Genomic DNA, 14,902 nt, shown 5'->3' on the forward strand with positions numbered 1-14,902 from the left:
ACTAGTATTAAAGTTAGTTTAATACCGATAATAATAAGCTCGAGTTTACATGGAATTGTTAGGCTTGATAGGTTACGGACTCAGCTGTCTGGCTTATCTTATTTTTTTCTTGTTATTACTGGCATCCCGCCAGCAATCTCTCAGTGGTACTCTGACACGTGTGTTAGGGGCTGTTCTCTGCATTTCTTCGCTTATCAGCTGTTGGCAACTGTATCAGGGCTTTAGCTTATTATACGTTTTGTATTTTGAAGCCTTAAAAAACGTTCTGGTAACGCTGCTCATTCTTGGGGTAAAACTCCGTTCCGCGTCATTGAAGGAATTGTTAAGCCACCGGGAAACCCACCAATATCTGATGGCGATAATCGTTTTGGTCACGATTTCGGTGTTCAGTATTATCACCAGGCAAAATTTTGTCTGGGTATTTATAGGCTTTATGGCGCTAAATCTGTGGCCGCTGGTGCTGCTAGAGCAAGTATTTCGCAATGCGCAAAAACGCGCTCGTTGGGCGGTGTGGCCTTTTGTTTTTGGCCTTGGCAGTATGCTGGTGTTCGACTTTGTTATTTTTGCGCAGGGCGCCCTGATTAATCAACTGGATTTCAATTTCTGGTATTTGCGAGGGTTTCTGAGTGCGGCAATGATGCCGTTTATCCTGTTAAGCTCAAAACGCATTAAAAACTGGTCTTCTGATTTATTCATTTCCCGGGACGTAGTCTTTTATAGTTCGATCTTGGTGCTCAGTGGTATCTACTTGCTGCTTTTGGCCTTCACTGGTTATGTTATTCGCTTTCTGGAAGGGCAGTGGAGTGAGCTGTTAAGCATTGCGTTTATGTGCCTTGGGATACTGGTGTTGTTTGCGGTTCTATTGACTCAGAATTTTCGTAATCGAATTCGGGTATTTATCTCCAAACATTTTTTTGCCAATCGCTATGACTATCGGTTGGAGTGGCTCAACCTGATTGCCGCCATAGAACGCAGCAATAGTCAGGATATTTATGAAAGTGCCTGTAATGCATTAAGTGAAGTTTTGCAGTTGGACGGGTGTATTTACCTGCAACTGAACAATGTAAATCGTCTTGAAATTATGAATTTTGGGCAACTTAAACCAGACGCCAGCGCGTTGGCGCAGTTGGACGGTCTGGTCAGTTATTTTCAGAGCCAAAATTGGATCATTGATTTGGCTGAATTGCAGTCTTCACCGGATATATACAAGGATTTGCAGCTTGATGAAGCGGCCCTGTTGAATGATAACATTGAGATCTTGGTGCCGGTATTTTTTCAGCAGCAGTTGACCGGGGTTTTTGCGATGACCCGACCGGCCAATAAAGGGTTGTTAAACTGGGAAGATCGCGATTTTCTATTTGCACTGACCAAGCAACTTGGCAATTACCTGTCGTTGCAGGAAACCCAGAAGCAGCTCGCCCAGACCCAGCAATTTGCTGTATTTCATCGTATGTCTGCCTTTGTGCTTCATGATCTGAAAAACATTCAGGCGCAGCTTAGCCTGATTAATGCCAATGCTGAGCACCACAAAGACAATCCGGAATTTATCGAAGACGTGTTTGCAACGGTGGACTCGGCTAGCATGCGATTGCAAAAGGTGGTGCGGCAATTGGCGACGAAGTCGATGGAGAAAATCAAAGAACCCAAGCAGCAAGTTGAGATCAAATCATTGCTAGAAGCGACGATTACGTTGGCCAATATGCACCAACCTAAAGTGACTCTTGACTGCCCATCAGGACTTTATGTGTATGCTGACAAAGAACGCTTTGCCGGTGTCATGATGCACCTAATTGAAAATGCACAGCAGGCAAGTAACCCCGAGGAACAGGTGCAACTCATTGGTATAAAACAGGAAAATAGACTAATACTAAGTATACGTGACACGGGTTGTGGGATGACTCAATCGTTTATACGGGACAAGCTTTTCACGCCTTTTTCAACCACAAAAGGCAATGCGGGAATGGGAATTGGCGTTTACGAAGCACGTCAATTCTTTGAAGAAAATTCTGGACTCATGTCAGTACACAGCGAAGTGGGCAAGGGTACGACTTTTACCATCGAAATGTCGCTTAGCGAATATCAGGAAATTGGATATAACAACCATGGAAAAATTATTAATTGTTGATGACGATGAAGGCATCCAAAAGCAGTTAAAGTGGAGCCTTTCAAATTATCAAACCATTTTTGCCACTAACCGTCAGGCAGCCATCAATGCACTAAGGTTGCATGAACCTAAGGTCGTCCTCTTAGACTTGGGTTTGCCCCCCGATACCGCCAATGCCAGTGAGGGATTAAAAACCCTGGAAGAAATTATCGCTTTGGCCCCTTTCACTAAGGTTGTCGTCATCACTGGCAATGACGATCACCAGGTGGCGCTCCAAGCCATAGCAAATGGTGCGTATGATTTTTATCAAAAACCGCTCGATGCCGATGTGATTAATGTGATTGTTGATCGCGCGAACAATGTATCTACCATTGAGAAAGAAAATCGCGTGATCCGCGAGCTGGCCGGCGTTGATTCTGGAATCATTGGTAGCAGCGATGTGATGGAGAATCTTCGCATGCGCATTAAGCGGATTGCGCCGACAGAAATTACCGCATTATTGCTTGGTGAGAGTGGTACGGGGAAGGAAGTTGTCGCAAATGCCATCCACAAATTAAGCAATCGAAAAAAGAAACCATTCGTCGCTATAAACTGTGCATCGATCCCCGACACCTTGCTTGAAAGTGAATTGTTTGGTTTTGAAAAAGGTGCCTTTACCGGCGCTCATCGAACCACCAAAGGCAAGATAGAAATGGCCCAGGGTGGAACCTTGTTTCTTGATGAAATCGGCGATATGCCCTTCAATTTGCAAGCTAAACTGTTACGTTTTTTGCAGGAGCGAGTCATTGAACGGATCGGCGGACGCGCTGAAATTCCTGTGGATGTGCGCGTAGTTTGCGCAACTAATCAAAATCTGCAGGCGATGGTGGCAGATAAAACCTTTCGTGAAGACCTGTATTACCGTGTTAGTGAAATGGTCTTTGCGATACCGCCTCTTAAAGACAGAGAGTTTGATGTGTTGATTTTGGCTCAGTACTTTTTATTGCAATATGCCAAAGACTACAATGTCAAAGTGCAGGGCTTTTCAGATTCCGCGGTAAATGCGTTGAAAAGCTACCATTGGCCGGGCAATATTCGTGAGTTGCAGAACAAGATTAAATCGGCGGTGATACTCGCAACCTCAGGGCAGGTAACCGCGGCAGATTTAGGGTTTGAGGATATTGATGAGACATCTTCGCCGCTAGATTTAAATCTCCGTGTTGTCAGGGAGCGGGCAGAATCTGGTGCCGTTAGCAAAGCCTATGCACTTGCCGATGGTAATATGAGCCGGACGGCGGAACTACTAGGTGTAACGAGGCCAACACTTTATGCGTTGGTTGAAAAGTATTCGATGCAGTTAAAATCACAGGAAGCCTGATAGAACTATCGGAGTTTTGGTTAAAACAAAACCGGGCCTGCATCCAGGGCCCGGTTTTTTTATTGCTGTTGTTGATGCTGAATAAGCGCGAATTTTAGCCTTAGCGTTGGCAAGGCTATATCGAATGTCAGGGACTTAATGCCTGACAATCAGGCGGCTACAGTCCGAGACGCTTGCCATTGTCGTCCATGTGCTTTTCAAGAATACTAAGTTGCTCTTCATTCAACACAATTTCCTCTTCATTCACTTTATTTTCTAAAGCTTTTACGCGTTTAGAGTAGTTTTCCAGATTGTGTTTCAGCCAGATGGAGCGTACGGCCGAACCGGATATAAACACGCCTTCATCCCGCAACGCATCACTGGCTTTATATTGGCCATCGTCCGGATGTGAAATGGCATACTCGATCACGGCGCGTTCAGTGACAGGGTCGATAGCTTTTTTAATGGTTTCCTGCCGAGGTTGCGGTTCTCGCTCTGTCGCTAACGCCACTTTTTGTTCGATTAACTTGTCCAAATCCCGACTGATGCTCATTTTATGATCGATGCTTTCTTGCAAATAATCGGCGATTTTTTTCAACGACTTAAGTATGCGTTTGTCGGTCAAACGCGCATCTTTGCCAAGAGATTTCGTTTTGTGATTGTTTTTTGAATGGTCGGGCGCTTCGGTTGGTACCGTGTTATTTTCCGCCGCTGGCTGAGAGGTACTCAGTTCCTCGGCGAACTCTTCACTTACCGCCTCTAAATCTTCGCGAATTAAAAACCGTTTATTATTTAAGAAACCGTAAAGTAACACTCTATCGACAAACAGGTTTATCTTTCGTGGGATACCAAGGGTTTTTTGTTTGATGTATTCATAACAGTCATCATGGAATATTTGTAGTGGCTTTTCACTGACCAACTCCAGACGATGTTTAATGTATTGAGATATTTCTTCCGTCGTTAATGGCTGGAGGTGGCAAGACGCAATTATGCGTTGTCGAAACTGCTCCATTCCCTGACTTTGGATGATTGGCTTTAGCTCTTCCTGACCAAGCAAAAAGCTTTGTAATAAGGGTTTATTATTTCTTTGAAAGTTAGACAACATCCGCAATTCTTCAACCGTTTCCGCCGGCAGGTTTTGTGCTTCATCTACCAGCAGTAGTGCGCGTTTTCCCTGGCTATTTAGCGCCAAAAGGTGTTGTTCAATCGCTTGTAACAGGCTTGCCTTGCTGCGATTTTCTACCGGCATTTTAAACTTACGGACAATGGCCCGAAGCAAATCGTCCGGGGACAATTTGCTGGTTACGATTTGAATTGCTTCTATGGAAGAATCTTTGATGCGATGCAACAAACTTTGCGCCAGCATGGTTTTACCGGTACCAATGGGACCTGTGATTACAATAAAGCCTTCGCCTTGCTCCAAACCATATTGGAGATAGGAAAGAGCTTGAGTGTGTTTTGCCGAACCAAAGAAGAATTTAGGATCTGGATTCAACTGAAATGGTTTGGATTTAAAGCCATAAAAATTTTCGTACATATCAGAACTCTTTAACCAGTTTAATGCCAATGCGATTTTCGTTGTAGTTCAACAAGAATCGGTTAGAACTTCGGTTTAAATGTTGACCGTAGATTGTCATTGTCAGAGAAGAATTTAAATCCTCTACCCATTCAGCCGACCAGATGCGGTAATGGTCAATCTGCTCTTCTGCTTCATCAAAATCGCGATCAAATTCATTTTTGAAGAATGTAAAGCTTGCATCGAGCGTGACGTTGCGATTGATTTCTCGCGAAGCACCAATATTGATGTAGTTGTAATTATCGTCGTCACCAAATTCCAGCTCGGTACGTTTTGTTTTTCTTAACCCTATCCGGTAGCTGGTTCTTTTAAGGGATAATGTGGTGCTAAAATTTAATGTTTTGTTAAGGCTGTAGGTCTCTGACTGACGCAAGCCAACGTCGGATGCAAAGCCCACAAAGGTATAACCTGTCAGGTCAAACGATTCATCCGGGCCGACGATACAACTGGAAAAATCGTCCGGTGTCAAACCTAAACACCAAACTTCTAACTCCTGATCAACAAAATTGTATCGATCAAACAGCTCAACGGCTTCGTTATAGCTCAGCGTTGTACTTAATTTACGCATTCTGTGACGAAAAGACGCTTGATAGGCATCGCCATAAAAACGTTGAAAATATTTGGCCTTCAATTGTGTTCGAGCCGACGGTTGCCAGTTAATTGAGCCACTGACATAATCTTCAGGCGGATCCAAAAAGTCCTGTTCAGGGATTTCCGCGGAATCTTCATCAACCTGGTTCCAGGCTACATCGATGTCCAGACTGTTTGTCACTTTCCAGCGCACCCCTACACCGATCGACGACGTCCCCTGTATCTGGGTATCGAGTAAGTTGCCATCGGTATCTTCATCATAAAAGCGTACAAAGGGGTTTAATTTGAATGGCGTAATCCAGCCAATAACGATATCCGCATTCCAATACTGGCCACTGCGGCGATTATTTGAGGTGTCGAGGATTTGGCCACTGGCATCCCAAAAAACATTACGGGCAGCACTGCCACTTTGGGTGTTGAAAAACCCACTGTAGCCTTCTCGATCGCCGATAGCATCCTGAGCCGTATCGTACAGATAGGCCAGTTGCGCAGACGTGATCACGGACGAAGATGTCACACTATACTCGAGGCCTGCACGAAAGCGCTGGAATTGCACCGTATTACCGGCGACCAGATCTGCTAGCGCATTCCTAGCACTATTTTCTGCAACATTATCAATGGAATATGAGGCGAACGCAGCCAAGCCTTCTGGCAATAGTTCGATGCGGCCAAAAGCCTCCATTTGATTAAAGTTATCCCGTGCGCCTAAATCATGGCTATATAAAACTTGGATAAACTCGTAATCAACATTGGCAATGGCCCCACCTGACACATATTGGGCATTGATACCGGGCGAGATTAGCGTAACAAAACTTATTGTCTCATCATCAGGAGACAGTTCAACGTTATCCGTAACGACCTCTTCAACAGAAACCCTGGGGGTAATAATCCAAGGTTCTGCGTAGGATGAAAAGGTTAAAACAGTGCATACAGCGAGTACAGATAACTTATTGAATAGTCTTATTATCGTATCCGTAACTATTGTTGCCATATAATTCCTTATGCGTTTGCAACACTTTATTCAACACCAGTCCTTTAGCTAAATCTTCATTTAACATGGCACAGGCTCTATTTACTTTTTGTATTGATGTTTTATTTTCTTCTACTGCAATAATGGCCTGTCCCATTAATTGCGACAACGCGGCAGTTTCAGTTAACCCCAGGATCGGTGGGCAATCAAAAATAACGATGCGATCGGGATAGCGGTTTGCTAATTCTTCGATAAGGGATGTCATTTTTGCACTGGCCAGTAATTCGTTAGCCAGATAATGCGGAGTACCGGTCGGCATGATTTTCAGCTTTTCGACATTGGTGGAGTATATGATATCGCCTGGCTCTTCAATATTTCCCAGCAAGTATTCAATGAGTCCTTTTCGGGGCTTAATGCCACAATGACGCAAAACACTTGGTTTGTAGATATCGGCATCTACCAGTAACACGGTTTTATCCTGCTCAGCGGCAATACTTAGCGCGAGATTGATCGCAATAAATGTCTTGCCTTCGTCGGCAAGAGCGCTGGACACCATAACCAGGTTACGATGTTTAACGTGATTCGCCTTCGATTTTAATGCATTGCCTAACAGGTTACGTTTTATTTCCCGGAACTCTTCCTGGATACGATGATTCTGAGTGCTGTCTTGCGCTGTTAAAAAGCCCAGATTATCCAGCATTTCCAGATCAAGCTGTAAAACATCGTTGTCCAATACGGGATCTTCAGTCGGGGCGCTTATCGGCTCGACATCATCGATTTCAACGGCAGCATTATCTACCAGCACGGGTTCACTGACTTCTGTGTCTGCAGCGGTTGCTGCGACCGTTTCATTAACCTCTAGCGGTTGCGCCTGCGCTTTGCTGGCGGATACCGCATCCGTTTCTTTGGATTTTGCGGCAGTCGCTGCGTTTTCACTAACCGAAGTTGCTGGCGCTTTTGCTCGTTTTTTAACGGCTTTTTTTCTCGCTGGCTGCTTAGTGTCTACACGTTCTTCTTTAGCTTTATTGGCTAAGTCGGCTTGCTTTTTTGCTAGTGCTTGTTCAATCGTAGACATATCAATACACCTTGGTTTGTTGAGTTTGCGGAGCTTGGCTGGAGGTTGAGTAACCGATAAATCCAGCAAGCAATACCAGGAGCAAAATATTTGAAATAATAAACATTCGGGTTTTGCGTTTTTCTTTATCCATTAGACCAATGGCGCTTGCTGCTGTCACAACCCCCATAACTGGCATGTTCAGGGCCCGTGAAAGTTGACTAGAAGATACGACCACTGGATTTGCTTGAGTCATCATAAATGCCGCACCGATACCTGAACCCAACCCTAACAAAAGAACACCGAGATAGAATAGGATGCGATAGGGACCACTCGGTTCTGACGGCACTTGTGGTGGATCGATGACACGAAACTGAATTTTATCGGAAGTTTCATCATGTTGTTTGGCCATCAACGCGGTTTCTTTACGAGATAACAGTTCTTCGTATTTGCTCTTGTTGATCTCATAACCACGATTCAGTGCGACCATTTCAGCTTCGATATCCGGTAATGTGCGGATCTTTTCGGTTAAATCATCGACCTGAGATTGATAATTGTTTGCGCGAACCTGTAAAGATGCGATTTCATTTTCGATCTGGTTCACCAGAATACGCATTTCCTGATAGACAGGGCTAGCGTTTGCAGCGCTGAGATTGACACTTTCCCCACCCTCGCTTTCAGCAGTAAGAGCCAGATAGTAAGCTTCAATTTCTTCTTTACGCAGACGGCTAAGCTCATCCAGACGACGGCGAATTTCTATGACATCCGGATGTTTTTCGGTGTAACTGATCAGAGCGGTATCCAGATTAGTTTTTAATCCTTGGATGCGTTCATCATAGGTCGTTGATATCGCATCATTATCAAGAATGTTTTCCGATAGTGACTGCCCCGATACATCTTCCTTAGAAAGTTGCCCCTGTGCTGATTCTAAACGGCTCTGTGCTTCCATCAACTGTAGGTTGGTTTCCCGAAGTCGGGTCTTAGCGGAATTCAAAGCGGCGTAAAAGCCTCCGGTATTGCTAGGCAATATGCCGGTATAGCGTTTTTTGAACTCGGTCAGACGTTTTTCTGCCGATACTAATCGGTTTTCGTAATCACGAATTTGTTTATCCAGGAATTTTTGCGCAGTATCTGTGTCGCTTCGGGTTTCCCCTAAGGTGTTTTCAATAAAAACCGTCAGTGCGGCCTGAACGATATCTTTAGCAACCTGAGGATCTTGTCCTTCGTAGGCAATATTGAATATGTTTTCTTTGCCAACCGGGGATATCGACATGTTACTTTTCAGATCATCAAGGATGGCTTCAAATTCTTCCGAATCTTCCGCCTGCAAATCGAGATCTGTCATTCGCGCAATCTTGGTGAGGTTCGGACGACCCAGTAATGTCTTCACCATCAGACGAACTTGATAGTCGGGATCGGTTTCCACCATCAAACCCTTCATTAATGGGCGAAGCAATGATTGTGTGTCAACGTAAACCTGTGCACTGGCCTCATATTTGTCGGGCAATGCACTAACTGCCAACCAACCAACCGGACAAATTATCCATGTTGCTATTAAGATGTAGTGTTTCTTAGCCCATACACCTAGCAGTATTTCCTTCAGTCTTTCAATTTGTTCGTACATGATGTGAGTTCTTTTTATTGAAAATTAAAACCATGCTTCCGGGATCACGATGATATCGCCCGGTAACACATCGACGTTTGCGCTAATGTCGCCATCTTTTATCAGATCTTCGATATTCAGCAGGTACTGCTTTTGCTCGCCATTCTCAACACGGACTAATACTGACTGGTTGCCATCGGCAAACTGGGTCAGACCACCAACGGCGATCATGACATCAAGAAGAGTCATGTTCTGTCCGTAGCTAACTGCGCGAGGTTGAGCGGCTTCACCAATAACTCGGATCTGCTCACTATAGGGGCCGACAAAACGGTTTACTGTCACCGTTACGATGGGTTCCCTTAGGTAGGTAGACAGTTGCTCTTCAATATTTCGAGCAAGCTGCGTGGGAGTTTTACCCGATGCCATAATATCCTCCACCAAAGAGGTGGTGATTTTGCCATCTGGGCGAACAATAAAACTGCCAGAGACGTCTGGGTTGCGCCAGACAAAAATATTCAATTGGTCACCAGGACCGATTAAATAGTTGTAGGAATCCGCGGTTTCGGTTTGCGCGGGGTGGACTGTCGCAGAGGGTAATGATTGATTTGAACTACATCCAGTTATTATCCCTAAAAAGACAATAGCAACCATTATCTTTCGTATAGTCAAAGTTCCTTTCGCCATAACTTAATGCCTTCATTGCTAAAGATTATTTTTGGTTTATACAAATGTTAGTTCATAGATTTAAATTTTGCGCAAATTTTGATCGAAAAATATCTGGGAGGTGAGATTTCTTGAACTATAGTTAAGTGGCAAAAGGGATTTTCCCAATCTAACCAAAACAATAAAGGAATATGGGGTAGCGTTCGTGCAAAATAAAAACACTAACTATTACGCGGTCTTATTAAGGCTGCTTATTCTTACCGACTTTTCAATTTTCTTCATTACATTTGCTGTCAGCAACAAATTTGTACTCCAACATTTCAATAATTTGGAAGTCTTGGGGTATTCGTTGTTTTTTGCTTTTGTGATGCAGTTATCGTTTTTAGGGTTAGGCCTGTATAAACCTAAGTTAAGGGACAAGTGGTGGGGCATGCTACGCCGTCTCATATTAGCGACGGCGTTGAGTTTCTTGTTTTTGATGTTGGTTCAGACATTATTTCAGCAATCTTACTATCTGACCCAGACTCTGTTTAATGCCTGCTTATATAGCTTGCTGGCGACTCTGGCCATCAGGACACTATTATTGAAAATTAATTTTCTGGGGTTTGCCAAAAGAAATGTTCTGATCATGGGGTCTGGTGAGCGCGCCATGATTATTGAAAACCGAATGCGACGTAAAATTGATCGCCAAGGGTTCAATCTAGTCGGTTATGCGCAAATGCCAGGTGACGCGAATGCTGCGATTCCTGCGGCAAAAATAATCAAGCTTGAGCAATCGCTATCGGAATATGTCGTAACTAATAATATTCATGAAATTGTTATTGCTACCGATGAGCGGCGTGATAACCTGCCGGTTGAAGAGTTGTTTGCCTGTAAGCTCAAGGGGGTAGTGGTCTCGGATATCCTTGACTTTTTCGAACAGGAAACAGGACAAATAGCGGTCAACCTTATTTACCCAAGTTGGCTAATATTCTCGGAAGGATTCTCTTCTTCTAATGAAATCCGAAATAACCTGGATTGGCTTTTTAATGCGTCGATAGCGTTTCTATTATCGCTTGTGACCTGGCCAATCATGTTGTTGGCTTATGTTGCGATAAAACTGGAAGACGGATTTCGCTCTCCCGGTTTTTACTGGCAAGAACGGGTGGGGTTAAATGGTGAAATTTTTCGTATTGTGAAATTCCGTAGTATGAAAGTTGATGCCGAACGCAACGGCATTAAGTGGTCTTCAGCCGAAGATGACAGGGTAACCAAGGTCGGTCGCTTTATCCGTAAATATCGTATAGATGAGTTACCACAAATATATAATGTGATGGTCGGAGATATGGGCTTTGTTGGGCCTCGTCCGGAGCGCCCTGAGTTTGTGAGTCACTTACAGCAGGTTATTCCTTACTATTATGAACGTCATAACGTTAAATCCGGTCTAACCGGATGGGCACAGCTTAAGTATCCATATGGTTCAAGCGATGAAGATGCACAGGAAAAATTGAAGTACGATTTGTACTACATAAAGCATCGAAGCTTCTTAATGGATTTACTTATCCTGATACAAACCGCTGAGGTGGTTATCCTTGGCAAAGGGCGATAGTTTTTGATTTAGCATATTTTTGCAGATGTTGAATTTCAAATCGCTCACTGTGCATTGACTGTCGACGGAAAATCTCGGCAGTTCAAAGCGATTTTCCAGGATGTTGGTACAATAGTTGTGTAAGAACGTAAATGCCAATTGATAACCGCTGTTCCGCAATAGGCTGGTCGTGGTTTCATTGTAAGTATTCTCTCCGCCCACTGGGTAAGCAAAGGTACTAATCGTGGTATTTAACTGTTGTTCCAGGCGCTGCTTAGATTCAATGATCTCATAGGCCTGCTGTTGCTCGGATAGGTGAGAAAGGATCTGATGACTACAGGTCTGTGAGCCTATCGAAATACCATTTGCATGTATTTCGCGAAGCATATCCCAATTCATAAATAATGATTCAGAAGCGGTGATTTCATTTTCCGCGACCCCACAGGCCTGACGCAGCATAGCAAGCTTTTGCGGCATGGTTACCCGATGATTTTGCTTCATGTAGCGAAGCATCATACGAATTTGTTCACTCAGTGGACTCTGTGGCCAATGTATTGGCAGTTGCCATTGGCGCAGCAACTCGTAGTCAACCTGTGTATTTCTTAATAGCCATGCCACCTCATCCCACCAGGGCACTGATGGCTTATCAATAAAATCGGTAGCGATAAAAAATGTTGCGGGCAAACCTGCTGCTTTTAATAACGGATACGCATACTGATAATTATCCTGATAACCATCATCAAAGGTAATAATCGCCAGGCGTTCTTTAATCTGCGTGTCGTTGCGCATTAGCGCGATTAATTCCTCGGCACTAATAACATCAAAATTACGTTTATAAAACGTCAGGTGGGATTCAAACTGCTCGGCACTGCAACTAAATAAGTTAGGATCGAACTGAGTATCGTTTGGTTCACCGATGCGATGGTAATTAAAACCATATAAGCCGTTAGGTCTGAACTTCCAGGTCAGCCAACTAAGCCCTGAGTATTTAAATAAATCTGCTTTGTAATCCATTTTATGCCTTATGCTTTAATTCTTCTTTGAAAATATCGGCAACTTTATATTCGGGTCTGGGAATAATAAAATCGCGATAGTCGCCCGGCTCTCCTTGCACGTCGGCTTCCGCAGCTTTAATTATGTTGTACATTTCGCGGGCAGAAACATAATGCAGTTTGTATTTTTTACCATCATTGTAAGTATTTTCCAAATATTCACACATATCCACAAACGGTTTTCCAAGCAAGGTATCCATCGATTCTTCCTGAGTTCCGTGGGTGTGTATCTTAATAAATAGCCAGTCTTCTTTATTTTTGACGCTGATTTGGGTGTTTACCCATAGATCAATTCGGTCGGATGACGGTGGCATATTGCCGCGGATATCTGAGTTTTCAATTTGGGGAAATATTTTCTTTTTCAGTCGCCGCCAGTTTAGCGCCAGTGGACCGGTGATAATCATCAGATCGCCCCATGGCGAACCATTGCGCTCCACCGGCTTGCCGACGTTGTGGGAATTGGGATGTCCAGGATTGTCCTTAGCGTAATAGATCTCGTTGGCAAACGCTGGCTGAGTATCACTTGGCGCGCTTGGAAACGTGAGGTCGGCAAAACAACCTGTCTCTTTTAATACAATCAGCTCATCATTAACGCCACAAAGTTGACCATCTGGGCGGGAGTTGTTCAGGCACCAGTTGCCATGAATAAATGCATATTCGAGTTTACCGGAGGCAGGGTTTCGGCAAAACGCACCATGATTTTCATGCAACGTCTCGGTGAAACGTTCAAGCGTCATCCGCAGGTTATCACTGGTATCATCATGATGATGTAAATGAACTTCAATTTCACCGTATCCTTGCGCGCAAATATAAGCAATTTTATCCAGGTGCTCCTGACGATATTCTTCTTCTGGATAGAAAAAACTGTGCTTGGGCGGCTGCCCATCGGCATCTTTAAACTGACTGGCTACCTGAGGATAATCGTAAAGCCAACGATCAACGCGAGCTCGCTCTTGCTCGATGCTGATGTTTTTGCCCCATTGTGGTTCGTAATGGTCAACAAAGCAGAACATGACATGGGTTGGAACGTCTGACTTTCCATATTTGTGCCATCGCCCAGATAATTTTCTTTTCAAGAAATGGCCAAGCCAGAGGTTAATGTTTTTTTTGTATATGACCAATGCTACGCCTGCAAATAAAGCGATAAAAAGAGTCAAAAACCAATAAGTCATGAGCGGGAAGTCCTTTGCCATGTGCCGGATAAATTTCGTCTACTAAACATTACAAAGCCTTGCATTAAGGCGGTATTTAAGCGTAAAAAGAACGCAATAAAGGTGACAAACCAAGGGGTTTTTTCACCAGTATCGATTTTTCGAATGCCCCAGATCCCCAGCCCATAAACAATAATTTGCAACAGCAGGAATCCAGCATAAAATGGTTGATCTGCAATAAGAATATTGCTGATAAGTGCAATAAGCATCAGATGCGGGGTAAACCAACGTAAGACTTTGTGTGACACGTAAGCAAAACAACGCCAACCCTGATTGGGGTTTAATAACCAGAAAAGATTACTAAAAGCCTGATAGTTTCCAGCTCCGATTCTTACACGGCGCTTGCCTTCGTCTCCGGCGCTAGGTGCAACTTCTTCAAGTGCTTTAGCACTGCGATGATAGATAATACGACATCCCTGTTTGGCGATATTCATAACGATCTGAAAATCATCGACGATAGTGTTCGCGCTAATCGGAATATAAAGCTCACGTCGAATCGCATAAATGGCGCCATTAGCACCGAGCAATGCGTCCAGCTGACTCTCCTGATACTTAATAAACTGCTCATAGCGCCAGTAAAGATTATCTTTATTGGCGCTGGTCCCAGAATTATAGAGTTCCAGTTCGCCACACACAGCCCCAACCTTTTCATCATTAAACCCGGATACTAAATGTCGAAGCGCATCAGCGGTAAATTCGGTATTGGCATCAGAAAACACGATGATGTCTGTGCTTGTCAGCTCGATTAAGTCATTTAGAGTACTGGCTTTACCGCGATTAGGGTGAAATAACCTAATGTTGACAGCGGGGTGGTCGATGCGCTCAAGGATTTGATTGGTAGCATCAGTACTACCGTCTGAGCCGATAAAAATATGTAACTTCTCAATGGGGTAGTTTTGAGTTAACAGGTTTTCAACGCGCTCAGCGATACAGTGCTCTTCGTTGTAGGCGGCAATAATGACGCTGATGTCGGGTAATTGTTCATCAGCAAGTGTTGGAATTGGATTTTCAGAGCCGAATAACTTTGCAAAAATGAAGCACAAAACGGGGTAAATCAGGTAGCTGTATGCAATCCCTAAAACGGCTATCCAAAACACGACTTCCATTCTCATCCCCTGATTATTCATTGTTATTCAATAAAATATATATCAAGAAATCGATTTTAGTAGGGGGGC

The 14,902-nt window shown here is 43.9% G+C and carries 11 protein-coding genes; 3 read left to right on the forward strand and 8 right to left on the reverse strand.

Annotation, left to right across the window (positions count from 1 at the left end; all coding sequences use genetic code 11):
- Nucleotides 1–49 precede the first annotated feature (49 nt).
- Together prsK and prsR are read left to right on the forward strand one after the other, a co-directional pair.
- Entirely contained in the window at nucleotides 50–2,125 is a 2,076-nt protein-coding gene (prsK, locus tag ACHUFQ_RS00385; RefSeq protein ID WP_394171913.1) for an XrtA/PEP-CTERM system histidine kinase PrsK, read from the forward strand.
- Nucleotides 2,103–3,461, forward strand: a complete 1,359-nt coding sequence (prsR, locus tag ACHUFQ_RS00390) for a PEP-CTERM-box response regulator transcription factor (RefSeq protein WP_394171914.1) — start codon at nucleotides 2,103–2,105, stop codon at nucleotides 3,459–3,461. Before prsK ends, prsR begins: the two co-directional genes overlap by 23 nt.
- A 157-nt stretch (nucleotides 3,462–3,618) precedes the next feature.
- On the opposite strand, the gene ACHUFQ_RS00395 is transcribed toward prsR, so the two are convergent.
- From ACHUFQ_RS00395 to ACHUFQ_RS00415, 5 genes are read right to left on the reverse strand one after another with little or no spacing between them, the layout of a single operon-like run.
- Nucleotides 3,619–4,977, reverse strand: a complete 1,359-nt coding sequence (locus ACHUFQ_RS00395; RefSeq protein ID WP_394171916.1) for an ExeA family protein — start codon at nucleotides 4,975–4,977, stop codon at nucleotides 3,619–3,621.
- A 1-nt stretch (nucleotide 4,978) separates the two neighbouring features.
- Complete coding sequence (locus tag ACHUFQ_RS00400) at nucleotides 4,979–6,598, reverse strand: TIGR03016 family PEP-CTERM system-associated outer membrane protein (RefSeq protein WP_394171918.1); 1,620 nt, start codon at nucleotides 6,596–6,598, stop codon at nucleotides 4,979–4,981.
- Entirely contained in the window at nucleotides 6,555–7,652 is a 1,098-nt protein-coding gene (locus ACHUFQ_RS00405) for an XrtA-associated tyrosine autokinase (RefSeq protein ID WP_394171919.1), read from the reverse strand. The genes ACHUFQ_RS00400 and ACHUFQ_RS00405 overlap by 44 nt, the downstream gene beginning before the upstream one ends.
- 1 nt (nucleotide 7,653) lies before the next feature.
- Nucleotides 7,654–9,255, reverse strand: a complete 1,602-nt coding sequence (locus ACHUFQ_RS00410; RefSeq protein WP_394171921.1) for an XrtA system polysaccharide chain length determinant — start codon at nucleotides 9,253–9,255, stop codon at nucleotides 7,654–7,656.
- Nucleotides 9,256–9,279: 24 nt separating this feature from the next.
- Nucleotides 9,280–9,918, reverse strand: a complete 639-nt coding sequence (locus tag ACHUFQ_RS00415) for an XrtA/PEP-CTERM system exopolysaccharide export protein (RefSeq protein WP_394171923.1) — start codon at nucleotides 9,916–9,918, stop codon at nucleotides 9,280–9,282.
- 184 nt (nucleotides 9,919–10,102) lie between these two features.
- Between ACHUFQ_RS00415 and ACHUFQ_RS00420 the strand changes: the two genes are divergently transcribed.
- Entirely contained in the window at nucleotides 10,103–11,485 is a 1,383-nt protein-coding gene (locus tag ACHUFQ_RS00420; protein WP_394171925.1) for a TIGR03013 family XrtA/PEP-CTERM system glycosyltransferase, read from the forward strand.
- On the opposite strand, the gene ACHUFQ_RS00425 is transcribed toward ACHUFQ_RS00420, so the two are convergent.
- The 3 genes from ACHUFQ_RS00425 to ACHUFQ_RS00435 all read right to left on the reverse strand — a co-directional run bounded on the left by ACHUFQ_RS00425 (nucleotide 11,432) and on the right by ACHUFQ_RS00435 (nucleotide 14,833).
- On the reverse strand, nucleotides 11,432–12,478 hold the full coding sequence (locus tag ACHUFQ_RS00425) for a polysaccharide deacetylase family protein (protein ID WP_394171927.1): 1,047 nt from the start codon (nucleotides 12,476–12,478) through the stop codon (nucleotides 11,432–11,434). The two genes, ACHUFQ_RS00420 and ACHUFQ_RS00425, sit on opposite strands and share 54 nt — an antisense overlap.
- Nucleotide 12,479: 1 nt before the next feature.
- On the reverse strand, nucleotides 12,480–13,592 hold the full coding sequence (locus tag ACHUFQ_RS00430) for a hypothetical protein (RefSeq protein ID WP_394171928.1): 1,113 nt from the start codon (nucleotides 13,590–13,592) through the stop codon (nucleotides 12,480–12,482).
- A 92-nt stretch (nucleotides 13,593–13,684) separates the two neighbouring features.
- Nucleotides 13,685–14,833 carry a glycosyltransferase family 2 protein gene (locus ACHUFQ_RS00435; protein ID WP_394171929.1) on the reverse strand — a complete coding sequence of 383 codons (1,149 nt, stop codon included), beginning with the start codon at nucleotides 14,831–14,833 and terminating at the stop codon, nucleotides 13,685–13,687.
- Nucleotides 14,834–14,902: the final 69 nt, after the last annotated feature.

Origin of the sequence: Thalassotalea litorea (assembly GCF_043642205.1) — a bacterium.
Classification (GTDB): domain Bacteria; phylum Pseudomonadota; class Gammaproteobacteria; order Enterobacterales; family Alteromonadaceae; genus Thalassotalea_A; species Thalassotalea_A litorea.